The sequence below is a fragment of the Fluviicoccus keumensis genome (assembly GCF_004217445.1).
GTDB classification, from domain to species: domain Bacteria; phylum Pseudomonadota; class Gammaproteobacteria; order Pseudomonadales; family Moraxellaceae; genus Fluviicoccus; species Fluviicoccus keumensis.
In genome coordinates this window covers 40,068-55,290 of sequence record NZ_SHKX01000014.1, presented here as the reverse complement: position 1 = coordinate 55,290, position 15,223 = coordinate 40,068, and the positions used below count along the sequence as shown (strand labels likewise).

At 61.8% G+C, this 15,223-nt stretch carries 13 protein-coding genes; 6 read left to right on the top strand and 7 right to left on the bottom strand.

The window, feature by feature from the left end; all coding sequences use genetic code 11:
- Positions 1-85: 85 nt before the first annotated feature.
- The 7 genes from EV700_RS13540 to EV700_RS13510 all read right to left on the bottom strand — a co-directional run bounded on the left by EV700_RS13540 (position 86) and on the right by EV700_RS13510 (position 9,007).
- Positions 86-1,324, bottom strand: coding sequence for a hypothetical protein (locus tag EV700_RS13540; RefSeq protein ID WP_130414707.1), 1,239 nt, complete (start codon positions 1,322-1,324; stop codon positions 86-88).
- 110 nt (positions 1,325-1,434) lie between these two features.
- Entirely contained in the window at positions 1,435-2,262 is an 828-nt protein-coding gene (locus EV700_RS13535; protein WP_130414705.1) for a DUF2059 domain-containing protein, read from the bottom strand.
- A gap of 30 nt (positions 2,263-2,292) precedes the next feature.
- Positions 2,293-3,282 carry a hypothetical protein gene (locus EV700_RS13530; RefSeq protein WP_130414703.1) on the bottom strand — a complete coding sequence of 330 codons (990 nt, stop codon included), beginning with the start codon at positions 3,280-3,282 and terminating at the stop codon, positions 2,293-2,295.
- A gap of 12 nt (positions 3,283-3,294) precedes the next feature.
- Positions 3,295-4,284 carry an alpha/beta fold hydrolase gene (locus EV700_RS13525; protein WP_130414701.1) on the bottom strand — a complete coding sequence of 330 codons (990 nt, stop codon included), beginning with the start codon at positions 4,282-4,284 and terminating at the stop codon, positions 3,295-3,297.
- Positions 4,285-4,378: 94 nt separating this feature from the next.
- Positions 4,379-6,445 (bottom strand): putative bifunctional diguanylate cyclase/phosphodiesterase, encoded by a 2,067-nt coding sequence (locus EV700_RS13520; protein WP_130414699.1) that lies wholly within the window; start codon positions 6,443-6,445, stop codon positions 4,379-4,381.
- Positions 6,442-6,981 carry a YfiR family protein gene (locus EV700_RS13515; RefSeq protein WP_165391483.1) on the bottom strand — a complete coding sequence of 180 codons (540 nt, stop codon included), beginning with the start codon at positions 6,979-6,981 and terminating at the stop codon, positions 6,442-6,444. Before EV700_RS13515 ends, EV700_RS13520 begins: the two co-directional genes overlap by 4 nt.
- Positions 6,971-9,007, bottom strand: coding sequence for a TonB-dependent receptor plug domain-containing protein (locus EV700_RS13510; RefSeq protein WP_130414695.1), 2,037 nt, complete (start codon positions 9,005-9,007; stop codon positions 6,971-6,973). Before EV700_RS13510 ends, EV700_RS13515 begins: the two co-directional genes overlap by 11 nt.
- 189 nt (positions 9,008-9,196) lie before the next feature.
- On the opposite strand from EV700_RS13510, the gene tfpB reads away from it, so the two are divergent.
- The 6 genes from tfpB to EV700_RS13480 all read left to right on the top strand — a co-directional run bounded on the left by tfpB (position 9,197) and on the right by EV700_RS13480 (position 15,221).
- The gene (tfpB, locus tag EV700_RS13505; RefSeq protein ID WP_130414693.1) at positions 9,197-10,969 is read left to right on the top strand and encodes a type IV pilus assembly ATPase TfpB; all 1,773 of its coding nucleotides are present in this window, start codon (positions 9,197-9,199) and stop codon (positions 10,967-10,969) included.
- A 206-nt stretch (positions 10,970-11,175) separates the two neighbouring features.
- Complete coding sequence (locus tag EV700_RS13500) at positions 11,176-11,880, top strand: START domain-containing protein (protein ID WP_130414691.1); 705 nt, start codon at positions 11,176-11,178, stop codon at positions 11,878-11,880.
- Between the two features lie 235 nt (positions 11,881-12,115).
- Positions 12,116-12,817 carry an START domain-containing protein gene (locus EV700_RS13495; RefSeq protein WP_130414689.1) on the top strand — a complete coding sequence of 234 codons (702 nt, stop codon included), beginning with the start codon at positions 12,116-12,118 and terminating at the stop codon, positions 12,815-12,817.
- Positions 12,818-12,994: 177 nt separating this feature from the next.
- Complete coding sequence (locus EV700_RS13490) at positions 12,995-13,702, top strand: START domain-containing protein (protein ID WP_130414687.1); 708 nt, start codon at positions 12,995-12,997, stop codon at positions 13,700-13,702.
- An 84-nt stretch (positions 13,703-13,786) separates the two neighbouring features.
- A complete protein-coding gene (locus EV700_RS13485) occupies positions 13,787-14,776 on the top strand; it encodes an SPFH domain-containing protein (RefSeq protein ID WP_242610271.1) in 990 nt (329 codons plus the stop codon).
- A gap of 4 nt (positions 14,777-14,780) precedes the next feature.
- A complete protein-coding gene (locus tag EV700_RS13480; RefSeq protein ID WP_130414685.1) occupies positions 14,781-15,221 on the top strand; it encodes an NfeD family protein in 441 nt (146 codons plus the stop codon).
- Positions 15,222-15,223: the final 2 nt, after the last annotated feature.

Here is a 15,223-nt window from a genome sequence, read left to right as displayed (position 1 = left end):
CATCCGGCAGTTAGGCGTAGATATGCGCATGCTAAGCGTAAATCCGCCGGCTGTCACTTGCAGGCCTGACAAAGTCAGTATTCGGTCAGCCAATCAGGCCCAGTTCCGCCAGGAACAGATAGATCGCGATCAGGGCCGCCTTGCGGGGGAAACGGTGATCCAGATTGGGTGAAGTCAGGCGTATGCCGCGCGGGAAGGGCGGATACGCGATATCCCAGTGGTGACCGTGCAGCATGGCCAGCTGGGTCGCCATCGGTATGTTCAGCCGCGCCTGTTCCTGCGTCACCTGCATGTCATTGTTGCCATCATAGCGGGACAGGTTGATGCAGTCGGCCATTTGGAACGTCGGCACCTCCAGCGGTGTGGTGGCGCCGGTGAATGAAATGACCGGGATATTCATGTCGTCGAGATGACGGCCCCAGGCCTTGAGGAACTCGCTGCGGACGGCGGTGGTCAGGCTGCCGATGCCGCCCTTGACGTCGTATTCGCCCAACCGCCGCAACGAGCCCTTGCGGGTGACGCCGGGCGCCAGCAATTGCAGCAGGTCATGCAGACGCTCGGTGACGGCGTCGGTGTCGAGGTTGCGGATCAGTTCGTGGAAGTTGTCGGCCATGTAGGAACCGCCGATGGCTCCCGCCCAGGTAACGACACAGCGCACCCGCGACCCCAGGATATCAGGCTTGTGTGCCAGCGCGGTCAGGATATCGGGGGCGCCCTTGCTGTACCCCATCAGGAAGACATCCTCGGGCGCGGGCCCGTGGCGCAGCCGGTCGCTGGCCGGGCCGGGATCGGACTGGAAGCCGCGACCCTCGGTAACCGCCCGCAGGATATCCGCGACATTGTCTTCACAGCTGCGCATCGGGTGGGCGTCGGCCTGCAGGATGTTCCAGCCGTATTCCGCCTCCAGCGCCGGAAACTCCTGGGCGAAGGCGTGGGCGGGCAGCATGCCGTTGATAAAGCCGGGACAGAAGACCAGGGTGGTGTCGATGCGGGTGTCGCATTGCGCCGGCGGCATCTCCAACGTCCATTCCTGGCCGAGGTCGCCCTTGAGGAATCGTTCGGCGATACGGCGCGCCGGCGGCCGCCGGTCCTTGCCCAGCCCGAGGGTGCGCGAGGCGGCCTTCAGCGCCTGCCGGTCCTTGACCGCTTCCTGCAGGAACAGATTGCGCCAGCGCCGCCCCATCCAGGCTTTTACCCACGGGTCGGTGACGGTGCGCGCATCCTCGCCGATGCGCTGGCGCAGGGCGGCAATGACGGTGGAATATTCGCCACGGTTTTCCAGGGATTGCAGTTCGCGGGCCAGGTCGCTCAGGGTGTGCGGCATCAGGGGAGTCTCGACGGGGAGGGGATGCCGGACAGCATAGACGCCGCCGCCGGACGCATCTTCAGAATAGGCGACAAGGCTTTGCGGGTTGATGACGACCTGCGTCCGGATCAGGGGGAGCCGAGCAGCAGCTGCCCGAAGGTGTCGCCGGATTCAGTCAGGGCCGATTGCAGCGACTTGACGACGGCGCGGTTGAATTTGCGACCCAGCGGGGATTCCAGGAAGACGACATATTGCTTCAGGTCGGCATCGCTGAGCGGAGCGTAGGTGGTCCGGAGTTCATCCATGGTTTCGGGCTTGACCTGCGCCAGCAATTCGGCGCGGCGATCCGACATTTCCTTGAGGATGGGCGCGATATCGACGTTGTTGCCGGACATGGCGGCGGTCGAAGCCATGCCCCGGAACATGGCGGTCATGACCTGGATCTGGACATCGACCAGCATCTCGGCGGCGTTGGTCGCCTTCATGACGCGGTCGAGCAGTTTCTGCCGGGCCGCGGAGACGACCGGCGGCGCGGCCGGGGGCAGGATGACCGTGGAAAGCCGGTCGCTGCTGGTGATTTCCAGCGCGGTGACGCGCGCACCCAGGGCGGTGTCATGCCAGGCGAGCAGGCGTCGGACATCGTCAGCCGACAGCCGGGCGGCCAGGTCATCCTTCACCGCCTGATCCAGGAATCCGGGGGCGAAGGCGATATCCACCTTGGCGGCCATGCGCCGGGCCAGTTCCGGGGATACTCCGGGCTGGTCGGGGTTGCGCAGTGACTGGCCGACATAGGCGGAAAAATTACGCAGCGCGGCGCGCAGTCCGGACTTGTCCATGAGCTGCGACACCTGCTCCTGTCCGGCGACGGTTGTCACCGGTGCGGCCGCCGCCTGCACCGGGGAGGGCAGGGGCGTCAGGCAGGCAAACAGCACGGTCAGGGCGAAAAGGCGGCGCATGGCGGGACTCCGGATCTTCGCCCTACGATATCAGCCCAGCAGGCCGCTGACTACGTCCGAGCCGTAGAAGGCGGCCAGTTGCTCGCACACCCGGGCTTCGAGGAAGCCGGAGGCGATCATCTCGCCGACGATGACGCGCGCGTGGACCTTGATTTCGGCCATCAGGATCTCGCGGCTGATGCCGATATCGGCCAGGACGGCGCCGGCGTTGCGGCTGCCGTTGCGGGCGAACCAGCCGTCAATGCCGGTCTTGACCTGGGCGCGCACGTAGTCGGTGCGGCGCACATGGTTCCAGGCTTCTTCAACGACATAGGCCATCTGGTCGATATCCTTGTCGCCGAAGTACTGGCGGACCGTCGACAGCGGCAGGACGCGCGCCTTGTGCCACAGCTGCTCGGCGACGCTGTGGATCTGCTTGCCGTCCAGGATGTTCTGGATGGTGCGCTCGCTGCGGCCGACGATGGCCTGGATGTTCTTCTGCAGGTAGCCCTTGACCGCCGAGCCGCCTGCGCCTTCCACCAGCCCCTTGCCCATCTTCATCAGCGAGGACATGCCGGGTACGTTCTTGGTCAGCGGGTTGTGCTGCATGTAGTCGCTGATGGCGTCATAGATCACGTCGGAGAGCAGGCGGCCGTAGACCGGGTTGCCGACGATGGTGTGGATGATGTCGTTGCGCAGCTTGTCGCGGCTGGCGATGTTTTCGACGATGGCGGTGTAGTGCTTGTGCTCGATGATCTGGTGAACGTAGGTGTTTTCGTTGACCGGGCTGTTCCAGATGTCCTTGATGATGGCAACGATTTCCGCGACCAGCGCTGGTGTCGGTTCGCTGTCGAGGACACGTTCCCGCGCCACGGTGAAGACGCGTTCCGCGTCAGTCAGGCTGTTCAGGGGGCGGGCGTCCAGCCAGTCGAGGAAGGCGGCGGCTTCGCGGTCGATGGTGACGTCTAGCGCGTCGCCGGAGAGCTGGGCAAGGATGTGGGCGGCGTGGGCGTCAAGCAGTTTGGCGGCGGTAGCGTGCATGGAGTTCTCCGATCAGGGCTTGGGAGCAAAGGGGTTGGGAGTGGCTTCGGCCTTCTCCAGGAATTTCAGGTACGCCGCCGAGACGATCTGGTCGGCTTCCAGGATCGGCGTGTGACCGATATTGGGCAGGATCAGCGATTCGGAGCGCTTCAGGTTTTTCTTCAGTTCATCGGCGGCGGCGACATCAATGATGGCGTCCTTGTCGCCCCAGACCACCAGGGTGGGGGCTTCAATGCTGCGCACGGCCAGCTGGAAGGTGTCCGGAGTGTACCACTTCATCTGTTCCAGCAAGGTGGCCATCAGCTTCTCGTGCCACTTGATGTGATCCATCTGCACCTTTTCCTGGGCCTCCAGCACTTCTTCCGGAATCAGGGGCGGATCGTACATGGCGTACTTGGTCAGCAGCACCTTCAGGTCGCCGGGCTTGCGCACCAGCAGGTTGGTCAGCTGCTTCGGGTCGCTCATCAACGATTTGCCGTTGTTGGCGTAGACCCCGGCGGAGTCCACCAGCAGCAGGCTGCGCACTTCCAGGAAGTACATGGCGGCATAGAGCGCGGCAATGGCGCCGCCCATGGAGTGTCCGGCCACATGCAGGTTCTTCTCGATGCCCAGGGTGGTGACGAACTTGCGGGTGAATTCCATCTGGTTGGCCAGCTGGAAGTCGAAGGTATCCGGCGCGGCGGTGTCGCCGTGGCCGGGCAGATCCAGCGCATAGACATGGTATTTGCGGGTCAGCTGGTGGGCGACGCGGTTCCAGTTGTCGCGTGAACCGGAGAAGCCGTGAATCAGCAATACCTTCGGTCCGTTGGCCGGACCGCCTTCGCTGTAGGCGGCATTGATGCCGTCCACCATGACCGTGCGGGTTTGCAGGCCCGCCCACGCGCGTTCCTGGGTCAGGATGGAATTGAGCAGGGGCAGGTTCGGGGCGGCCGTGGCGATAGCGGGAGTCGCCATCAGGGCCAGGGGCAGCAGGCAGGCTGCCAGGGTTTTTGTGATTCGCATCGTTGTTGTCTTCCGGGCCGGGTTGTCGCGCGATTGTAGTATCCCGGCGGCCGCGCTGCCTTGACTTTTCCGGCCGGGATTGAGGTCGTTTGGGTCAGGTGTGGCGGCGGGAGGACTCCTGACGGCTTTCCAGCAGCAGTCGGGCGCGGGTTTCGGCCAGATAGGCGGGAAAGCGGCTGGCGGGCAGCGGCCGGCTGAAATAATAACCCTGGCCGTAGCGGCATTGTCGGTCGGCGAGATAGGCCGCCTGTTCCAGGGTTTCAATGCCTTCCGCCACCACCTGCATGCCCAGGGTGTGCGCCAGACCGGCGATGGCTTCGGCGATGGCGGCGCTTTCCGCATCATCGGGCAGGTCGCTGACGAAGCTGCGGTCGATCTTCAGTTTGTTCAGCGGGAAGCGCTTCAGGTACGACAACGAGGAATAGCCGGTGCCGAAGTCGTCCAGCGACAGCTTGAAGCCGCAATCGACCAGCTCGTGCATGATGCGCACGGCTTCGGCAGTGTGGCCCATCACCATGGATTCGGTCAGTTCCAGTTCGATCTGGTCGCGGTTGAGGCCGCTGTCGCGGGCAATCTGGTCGGCGCGGGCGGTGAAGTTGGGGCTGCGGAACTGCCGCGCCGAAACGTTGACGGCAATGGACAACGGGCCGAAGTCGGCGCTCCAGGCGGCGACTTGCCGAAAGGCTTCCATCATCACCCATTCGCCGATTTGCAGGATCAGCCCGCTTTCCTCGGCGACCGGGATGAACACCATGGGCGAGACATAGCCTTGTATCGGATGCTTCCAGCGCAGCAGCGCTTCCATGCCCACCGGTTTCTGGCTGGCCAGATCGACGATCGGCTGGTAATGGATTTCCAGTTCGTTGCGGTCAATGGCGTGGCGCAGGTCAGCCTCCATCGAGAAACGCGCGGTGGACTGGTCGGACATGGTGGTTTCCCACAACCGCACGCCGTCCTTGCCGCCGGACTTGGCGTGATACATGGCGGCGTCGGCATTCTGCAGCAGCTCCTCTGCGCTGCGGCCGTGCAGCGGCGCTACCGCCACGCCGATGGAGCAGGTCACCACGAATTCCTGGTTGTTCAGCCGCAGCGGCCGGGTCAGTATTTCGCGCAGTTTTTCGGCCAGTTGCAGGGCCAGCGCCGTTTCGCGAACGTTCTGCAGCAGCACCACGAATTCGTCACCGCCGAACCGCACCACAATATCGTTGGAGCGCACGGCGCCTTGCAGCCGCATAGCCACTTCCGTCAACAACTGGTCGCCGCAGTCATGACCGAAGGTGTCGTTGACGTACTTGAAGTTGTCGAGGTCGATGAACAGCAGCGCCATGCCGTGGTCGGTCGAACCTTGCAGTTTCTCCAGGTCCTGGGTGCATTTGCGGAAAAAATGGCGGTTGGGCAGACCGGTGACCGGGTCGTGATGGGCGAGGTGCGCCAGTTGCTCTTCCGCGCGCAGCCGTTCGGAGAGCTCATGCCCCAGCGCGGTATCGCGCTGCTGGATCTGCTCGATCATGTGGTTGAAGCTGAGCCCGAGATCGCCCAGTTCATCCCGGGACGTCACCTCGGTGCGGTGGGTGTAGTCGTTGCGTTCGGAAACCTGCTTCATCAGTCGCGTCAGGTTGGCCAGCGGTACGGTGATGGAGCGTTGCAGGCGCAGGATCAGCAGGCTGCCCACCAGCAGCGACACCAGCATCGCCACGCCGATGGCCATGGTGTAGATGGTGGTTTCGCGGTAGACGCTGTTCATGTCGCGCACCAGCTCCACCGTGCCCAGCCGGTCCTTGCCGTCCATGATCGGAATGCTGGCCCGGATCAGGTCCTTGCTGCGCAAGCGCTTGGCCAGCCCCGGGCGCTCCGGCAGGTATTCGGCGAAGGTCTCGCCGTTGGCTTCGATGACTTTGGCGCGGAGGATGTCACGGTCGCGGCCCAGACCGGCAAGGATGTCGTGGGCGACGGCGTTATCGCGAAACTGCAGCGAAGGCAGGATGTTGTCGGCCATGATGGAGGCCTTGATCTGGACATCGGTATTGGCGTTGCCGCGAGCGATGGTCCACACCGTCAGGATCATGATCACACCGGCGACAATGCCTGAGGTGAGGGCGGTGACCAGATGGAACAGCCACAGTTTCTTGGGAATACCCAGGGATTCCAGCCAGCGTTTCATTGCGGATCACTCCCGGCGCCGATGGTCTGGTGCGCCAGCCGCAGCATCTTGGCGCTGAAAGTCAGTCCCGCCTTGCGCGCCAGTGCGGCATTGGCGTCAAACACGAGGATGCCGTTTTCCATACGCATGCGCAGCATGACCTGCCCGTTGGGATAGCTCCCGGCTTCGGCCACGGTCAGCACCGGGCTGGCGGCGAGGATGCCGGTGATTTCCGGGAGGTGTTCGTGTTCGGTGGCGGTGATATAGAGCAGGTTGCACTCGGCGGGCAGTCCCTTGCGCTCGACGCGCTGGATGACGATGGGACGGCCGGCGATGTCCTTGTGGGTCAGCGGCTCCAGCGCCTTGCCCAGCGTGTCCGGTCCCAGAATGCACAGGTGGAAGGTGTTTCCCAGCACGGGCCATTCGGTATAACGCGAGAAGTAATAGAGAAAGGCGGCCTTGAAGGCGGGTTCGGTCGCCTCGCCCGCCTGCAACGGCAGGGATGTCGTCATCAGCAGGGTCAACAGCGCCAGCGCGCGCGGCGGTTTACAGGGCATAACGAACCCCGATTTCAACCGAGCGCCGTTCACCGGGGACGGACGGCACCGGAATTTCTTCCGAAGCCGGTTGTTCATTACGACGGTTGAGCAGATTCCGCACGCCCAGGCTCCAGGACAGGCCGGGGGTGGCTTGCGCTGGGCTGAGGGTCAGGTTGACCTGCACCTGGGTTGGCAGGTGATAGCGCGTCCCTTGCCATAGATAGTCGCTGTCAGCCAGCAGCCGGGATTCAACGGCGGCCTGCCAGCGACCGTCGGCCAGGGGGTGGCTGCCGCGCAGCTTGAAAACCCAGGACGGGCTGAAACTGGCGAGGGCTCCGGCGTCGTCGATGCGGCTTTGCGCCAGGCTGGCGTTCAGCCGGAGGCCGCAATCCAGCCGTGTTTGCCAGGACACCTCCGCACCGGCGGTGCGGACAGGATTCTGGTTGCGATACTGGAGACTGCCGCCGGGCAGCGCCTCCTGCGTTATCAGGTTATCCAGCCGGTAGCGGAATAACGAAACCGTCAATCGGGAGCGGGAGGCCAGATCCCGCTCATAAATGGCCTCCAGCGTGCGGATGGTTTCCGGCTGCAACAGCGGATTACCCAGATAGTTGATACCGTTGCCGTAGTCCCGTTCATAGGCGTTCGCCGGGCGGTAAGCCTTGCCGGCCAGCAGCTTGACCGTGGTGTCGCTGTCGGCCAGCCAGATCAGGCCCAGACGCGGGCTGCTCTGGCTGCCGGAGCCGTCCAGATGATCCAGCCGCAACCCGGCGTTCAGCCGCCAGTCCGCAGCGAAGGTCCATTCATCCTGCAGGTATAGCCCGCGACGATCCGTGGGAGCCGAAATATCCACCGGCGGATTGATGGCGGCGTTGACATCATGGTTGCGCTGGCGGTTATCGCGGTCGTGCTGCAGATCGAACCCGGCAATCAGCTTGTGACCTTCATAAGCGGTGTAAAGCAGTCGCAGGTCGCCGGAAAGCCAGGTCCCGCGCGATTCGTCATGGTTCAGGTAGAGACTGCCGCCGCCATCGGGAAACGGCGTGTCCGATGAATAGGCGCTGCCGGACAAACCCAGCCGCCCCTCCAGATGCAGGCTGTCCGACATGGCGCTCTGGTAATGCGAGGTGAGGCTCCAGTTGGCGTCGACCACGTTTTGCAGTCGCGTATCGAACAGGCCGAGATAGAGCGCACTGGAGGGCTCGACGCGCCGGTCGCCATACAGACCGGTCAGGGTCAGGCCGCCGTCTTCGTAGCGCAGCATCACCCGCCGGGTTTCCAGGCGGTCCAGATCATGGGCGACGCCGTCGGGGGAGGGTTGCCCGTTGCCCAGTTGCAGGCCGCCGACCGGGTCGCGGTAGGTCGTATCACGGCCCGACCGGATACTGCCGCCGACCGCCGCCATCAAGGAGGCGCCGGTCGGCAGGCGGCGGCTGCCGGAAATCTGCACGGTCCCTGCCTCGGGGGCGCTCAGCCGGGCCGAGATTTCCAGCGGCGACTGTTCGCCGGGCCTGCGGGTAGTGACATTGATCACCCCGAAAATGGCGTTCCCGCCATATACGGAGGAGCCGGGCCCTGGCACATATTCGACCCGCTCGATCAGCGAGGTATCCAGCGGGAATTCTTCTCCCAGCAGGGCCTGCTGGTAGATATTGTCGTTGAGGCGCTGGCCGTCCACCAGCAACAGGAACCGGGTGTTGTAATCGCCGGGAATGAGGAAGCCGCGCGTCCCGGCGAAGTCATAAGCGCCGTCATGCGTGGAATAGAGTCCGGGCAGGCTGTTGAGGATATCCGCCAGTGTCCGCCAGCCGAAGCGACGGATGTCCTCGCGGGAGACCACTTCGACCGCCGAAGGCGCTTCTCGCGCGGATTGCACGAAACGGGAAGCCGTGCTGACCTGCATCCCGGTCAGGGATTCAAAGGGAATGTCGGTCAGGTCTGCCGTACCGGCCCCGGCCGCGCCGGCGGCCAGCATCAGGCCCATCGCCGTCCAGCATCGCGCGGACAGTGTGGCGGGGGGCTCCGGTAAGTGGGGTTTGTCCATAACGGGACATCCTCGGCGGCGGTCAGGTTGTTGTTGTTCTGGTTCCCGGATCGATGCGGCGGAGCAGCGGGGCGGGTTATTCTTTTTAGCGTAAAAACAAGAAAAACACAAAAAAGCCCGTGCGTATTCCGGCGGCTGTTCCGGGCGGCGGGTTATAGTCCTTGAAGAGTCATACGAGCTGCCATCATCATGAAAAAAAACGCATTCTCTTTCCGGATCGATACCCGCTGGTGTCTGGATGAATTGCTCAAGGACGGCCGTATCAGCCAGCGTGACGCAAACCTCGTCGCCACCACGCCGCGCAGCCGCGACAAACTGCACTGGCATCCGCTGGAAATGATCGCCCAGTTCGAGTTTGCCGATCCCAAGAGGAAGGACGGCAAGCTCGATCTGGACACGCTGACGGCGTGGCTGGCGGAGAAGGCGGGGCAACCGTTGTTCCATATCGATCCGTTGAAGATCAACGCCGCCGAAGTCACGGACGTCATGAGTTATGCCTTTGCCGAGCGGCATGGCATCCTGGCCGTGCAGGTTTACCGCGAGGAGGTCGTGATCGCCAGCGCCCAGCCGTTCCATAACGAATGGGAAGAAAACCTGCAGCATACCCTCAAGGGCAAGACCCTGAAGCGCGTGGTCGCCAACCCGGCCCAACTGCATCGCTATACCATCGAGTTCTACCGCCTGGCGCGCGCCATCGAGGGTGCAGGCAGCAGTGACGCCCCGGCCGCCGGCGCCGCCATCGGCAACTTCGAACAGTTGCTGGAACTGGGGAACATGCAGTCCCCCGACGCCAACGACCAGCATATCGTCAATATCGTGGACTGGCTGCTGCAATATGCCTTTGAGCAGCGCGCCAGCGATATTCACCTGGAGCCGCGTCGCGAGCGCGGTCGCGTCCGCTTCCGTATCGACGGGGTCTTGCACAATATTTATGAATTCCCCTCGCAAGTCATGAATGCGGTCGTGTCCCGAATCAAGATCCTGGGGCGGATGAATGTGGCGGAGAAGCGCAAGCCGCAGGACGGTCGCCTGAAAACCCGCAATCCCCGGGGCATGGAAATCGAACTGCGTCTGTCCACGTTGCCGACGGCTTTCGGTGAAAAGCTGGTCATGCGGATCTTCGACCCGGATGTGCTGGTGCGCGGGTTCAAGGAATTGGGGCTCACCGGCGGCGACTACGACAAGTGGCAGAAAATGGTCCAGGAACCCAACGGCATCATCCTGGTGACCGGGCCGACGGGTTCCGGCAAAACCACCACGCTGTATTCCACCCTGAAACAGCTCGCCACCGATGAGGTCAATGTCTGCACGATTGAAGACCCGATTGAAATGGTTGAACCCAGCTTCAACCAGATGCAGGTTCTGCATGGAATTGACCTGGGTTTTGCCGAAGGCATCCGCGCCCTGATGCGTCAGGACCCCGATATCATCATGGTCGGGGAAGTCCGTGACTTCGAGACGGCGGACATGGCCATCCAGGCGGCCCTGACCGGGCACCTGGTGTTGTCCACCCTGCACACCAATGACGCCCCCTCATCCATCACCCGCCTGATTGATCTTGGCGTGCCGCCGTTCCTGATTTCCGCGACCGTGCTGGGCGTCATGGCGCAGCGGCTGGTGCGGACGCTGTGTCCTCACTGCAAGGTGGAAACTGATTGCGATCCGGTGGTTTGGCAGGAGCTGACCGCTCCCTGGAAAGCGCCGATGCCGGCAAAGGTTTTCATACCCAAGGGGTGTCTGGAGTGTCGGGATACCGGCTATCTGGGGCGGCTCGGCCTCTATGAAATCATGCTGCTTTCCAACGATCTCAAGAAGAAGATCAGTGAAAATGTCCCGCTCAATGATCTGAAAAACCAGGCCTGGCGCGAAGGTTTGCTGCCGTTGCGGATCGCCGGTGCGCAAAAGGTCGCCGCCGGCCTGACGACGGTGGAAGAGGTGATGCGAGTGGCCCCCTTGAGCTGATTCTGGCGGCCACTTGCGCCGCTTGTCGCCAAATGAAGCACGCTGGTCATCACACGCGAAGAGTGTGATCGTGATCGCAGTTTACAGAACATCAACAGTTATGATGTCAACATCTGGCCAGTCCTCATTTTTCTGGCCGCTTTGCCGGTTGTCCGGCTTTTGGGGTGTTCTGTTTTGGACTGGCGCAATGTGCGCAGGGGGTTGTGATGAAGTTTTTGACTGGCTTGTGCCTGGTAATGGCGACAGCGGTAACCGCGCCGACAGTTTGGGCGGTGGATAATGATCTCAAGGAAATTCGTCCTGAGGCCACCCGCAACGAGTGGCAACTGGTGAAGAACGACGCGACCCGGAACATCAAAACCTACATCAAGCAGAATGAAGACGGCAAGCGCATCCATTTCAAGATTGATGCGGTGATCGAAGGCTCCATGGAAAAAGTGGCGCGCGTCCATTTCGACATTGACAATATCAAGCGCTGGTACTGGGAAACCACGGACTCGCGTCTGTTGAAGAAGGTTTCCGACCGCGAATACTACTACTACATGTCCTACAACGCCCCGGTGTCCACGCCGGACCGTGACGCCATCCTGCACGCCGTGGTCGAACCGTATTCCCCCAAGAAGGGATACATGGAAATCAAGGTCAACGCCGTGCCGGAGTTCATGCCGCCCAAGCCCAACCTGGTGCGCGTGCAGGCTCAGGACATCAATATTCGCTTCACGCCGGTGACGCGCGACAAGACGCATCTGGAAGCCGAGGGCTTTGTTGATCCGGGCGGCATGGTGCCGACCTGGGCCATGAATTTCATTCAGCGCAATGCGCCGTACACCACCATGCTCGGTTTGCAGCGCATGGTGGCGACCACGTCGTTCCGCGACGGTGATCCTTCACCCTTTGCGATTTCCGAATAATCCGCAGACGTGTTTCCACAAACAAAGCCGGGGCCCGAGGGTCCCGGCTTTGTTTTTCCGGCGGAATGACAATCGGGCTTGCTTTTAGCGAATATCCACATTAAATATCAGGCAACAACAGGGATTGGCTTTGGCGCGGCGAGACGCGTCAAAAGAGTCATGGACGGCAGCACGGGTTGCGTTGAATGTAGCGCCACCTGACTAATCCCAATCCTGACGAGAGGAATTCAATTTCATGAAAAAAATACTGGCGATGGCGGGCATTGCCGTGGCGCTGATCCAACCGGCCCTGGCGTCCGATGATGACCTCCGCGAGCTTCGCGCTTCCCGCGACAAAGGCGATTGGGAACTGATCCGGAACGACGCGATCCGCAATATCAAGACCTACGGCAAGCAGGAAGACGGCAAGCGTATCCGTTCCTTCAAGGGTGAGGCACAGTTTGACGCTTCGCTGGAAACCATGGCGCGTATCCACTTCGATGTCGAAAACTACAAGAAGTGGTTCTACGAAGCCAAGGACATGAAGCTGCTGAAAAAAGTCTCAAATACGGAATACTATTACTACGCGGTTTACAATGCGCCCGCGACCCTGCCGGATCGCGATGCGGTCTTGCACGCGGTTGTCGAGCCGTACACGGCGAAAAAGGGCTATATGCTGATTCGCGTCAATGCCGTCCCCGATTATCTGCCGCAAACCCCCGGTCTGGTGCGCATGACCGCACAGGAAATGACCGTGAAGCTGATTCCTCAGGGGCCGAACCGCACCCAGCTGGAGTTTGAAGGATATGTGGATCCGGGCGGGCTGGCCCCGGTCTGGGCGATCAACTTCGTGCAGCGCCGCGCGCCTTACGTGTCCATGCTGGGCTTGACCCGCATGGCGAATTCGCCAACCTACACCAATCCTTCCGGACCGTCGCCGTTCACCATCTCGCAGTAATCTCCGGGGCAGTCGCAAGACTGCCCTTTTTCTTTACTGGAACCGCTGTTTTCACCTGATACGCCTTCGACTTTTATTCGGGGCTTATGCTAGCCTTGGGAGATCGCGGCCTGAAAAGCCGGGTGGCCAATAACAAAGATTAAGGTGTGGCGTCCCAGTCGCACCGGTGGAGTTCCCATGCGAAAAAAGATACCGTTCATCATGCTGGCGCTGCTAAGCGTCGCCGGCCCGGTCGCGTACGCGGCCGATGACGACCTGAAGGACATGCGGGTCGAGAAATCCTACAAGGACTGGTATCTGGTCAGAAGCGACAACATCCGTAATATCAAGACCTGGGCCAAGCAGGAAGACGGCAAGCGTATCCGCTCGTTCAAGGTTGAAGCGCTTATTGACGGCTCCCTGGACGCCGTGGCGCGCGTCCATTACGACGTTGACAACATCAAGCGCTGGTTCTGGGAAACCAAGGAATCCCGGTTGCTGAAGAAGGTGTCATCCACCGAGTATTATTATTACCAGGTCTATAACGCGCCCCTGACAGTGCCGGATCGTGACTCGATCATTCATGTCAACATCGAGCCGTATACCGCCAAGAAGGGCTACATGATCCACCGTCTGCGTGCCGCGCCGGACTTCATGCCGCCGCAGCGCGGCCTGACGCGTGTGATGGCGCAGGACATGATCATCAAGTTCACGCCGGTCGGTAAGGAAAAGACCAAGCTGGAAGCCGAAGGCTACATTGATCCGGGCGGAACGATCCCGGCCTGGACCATCAACTTCGTGCAGCGCAGCGCGCCGTATGTGTCGATGGTCGGGCTGCAGCGCATGGTGCAGCTGCCGTACTACACCGAAGCTACCGACCCGGCGCCCTTCGCCATCTCCGAGTAAGTTCGTCATCTCCGGCAGGCCTCCGCGGTCTGCCGCATTCCCCCAAAAATCACTTGACCCTGTCCCGTATCCCGATTATTCAGGATGTGGTCTATTTCATTGCCGGTCACGGTATTCAGGGAGCAGCATATGGGCGGTATCGCGGTAATGATGTTGGTCGGCTTTGTTGTCGTGCTGGCCTGGAAGTCGGTGCAACAGGTGCCGCAAGGCTATGAATGTACCGTGGAATATTTCGGGCGCTATACCAAGACCTTGCCGCCCGGCCTGCATTTTCTGCTGCCGTTCTTCGAACAGGTCGGCCACAAGCTGAACATGATGGAGCAGGTGCTGGACGTGCCGCCGCAGCAGGTGATTTCGCGCGACAACGCCATGGTCACCATTGATGCCGTCTGTTTTTACCAGGTGATCAGCGCCGCCAAGGCGGCTTATGAAGTCAGCAATCTGGAATACGCCATCCGCAACCTGACCATGACCAACATCCGGACCGTGATCGGCTCGATGGAGCTGGACAGCATGCTGTCGCAGCGCGACCAGATCAACGCCCAACTGCTGACCACTATTGACCAGGCCACCAACCCCTGGGGCATCAAGATCACCCGCGTTGAAATCAAGGACATTACGCCGCCGCATGACCTGATCGAGGCCATGGCTTCGCAAATGAAGGCCGAGCGCACCAAGCGCGCCCAGATTCTGGAAGCGGAAGGTCGTCGCCAAGCGGAAATTCTCACTGCCGAGGGCGAGAAGCAGGCGCAGATCCTGAAGGCGGAAGGGCGGAAGGAAGCGGTATTCCTGGAGTCGCAGGCCCGTGAGCGTCAGGCGCAGGCGGAAGCCGAAGCCACCCGCGTGGTGTCCGAGGCGATTGCGCGCGGCGACCTGAATGCCGTGAACTATTTTGTGGCGCAGAAATATATCGACGCGCTCGGCGTCATCGGCGCCGCACCGAACAACAAGCTGGTGATGATGCCGCTGGAAGCCTCCGGCGTGATTGGCGCGCTGGGCGGCATCAACGACCTGCTGAAAGACCTGCAGACCCACAAGACGCAGGCAGCCTCCCGTCAGCCGGTCCGGGAGTAAGGTCATGTGGAATGAGCCCTGGGTGTGGTGGCTGGCGTTCGGCTTCGGCTTGCTGATGGTGGAAATGCTGACCGGCACCCTGTTTTTCCTGTGCCTGGCGCCGGCGGCGCTGGCGACCGCCGTAGTCGCCTGGCTGGTGGCCGATCCCTATGTGCAATGGGTGTGCTTCGCCAGCGGCGGCGCGGTTGCGCTGGCGGTGTGGAAACACATGCGCCGCAAGGTCAAGCCTTCGCCCAATGACGCCGCCAGCAGCCTGAACAACCGCACCCGGCATCTGGTTGGTCGCCAGTCGGTGCTGGTCGAGCCGGTCACCAACGGTCAGGGCCGGGTCAATATTGATGACAGCTGGTGGCAGGTGAACTGCGCCGAGGACCTGCCTGCCGGCACCCATGTCCGCGTCACCGGCGTCCATGAAATGATACTCACCATAGAAAAAATAGCCTGAGG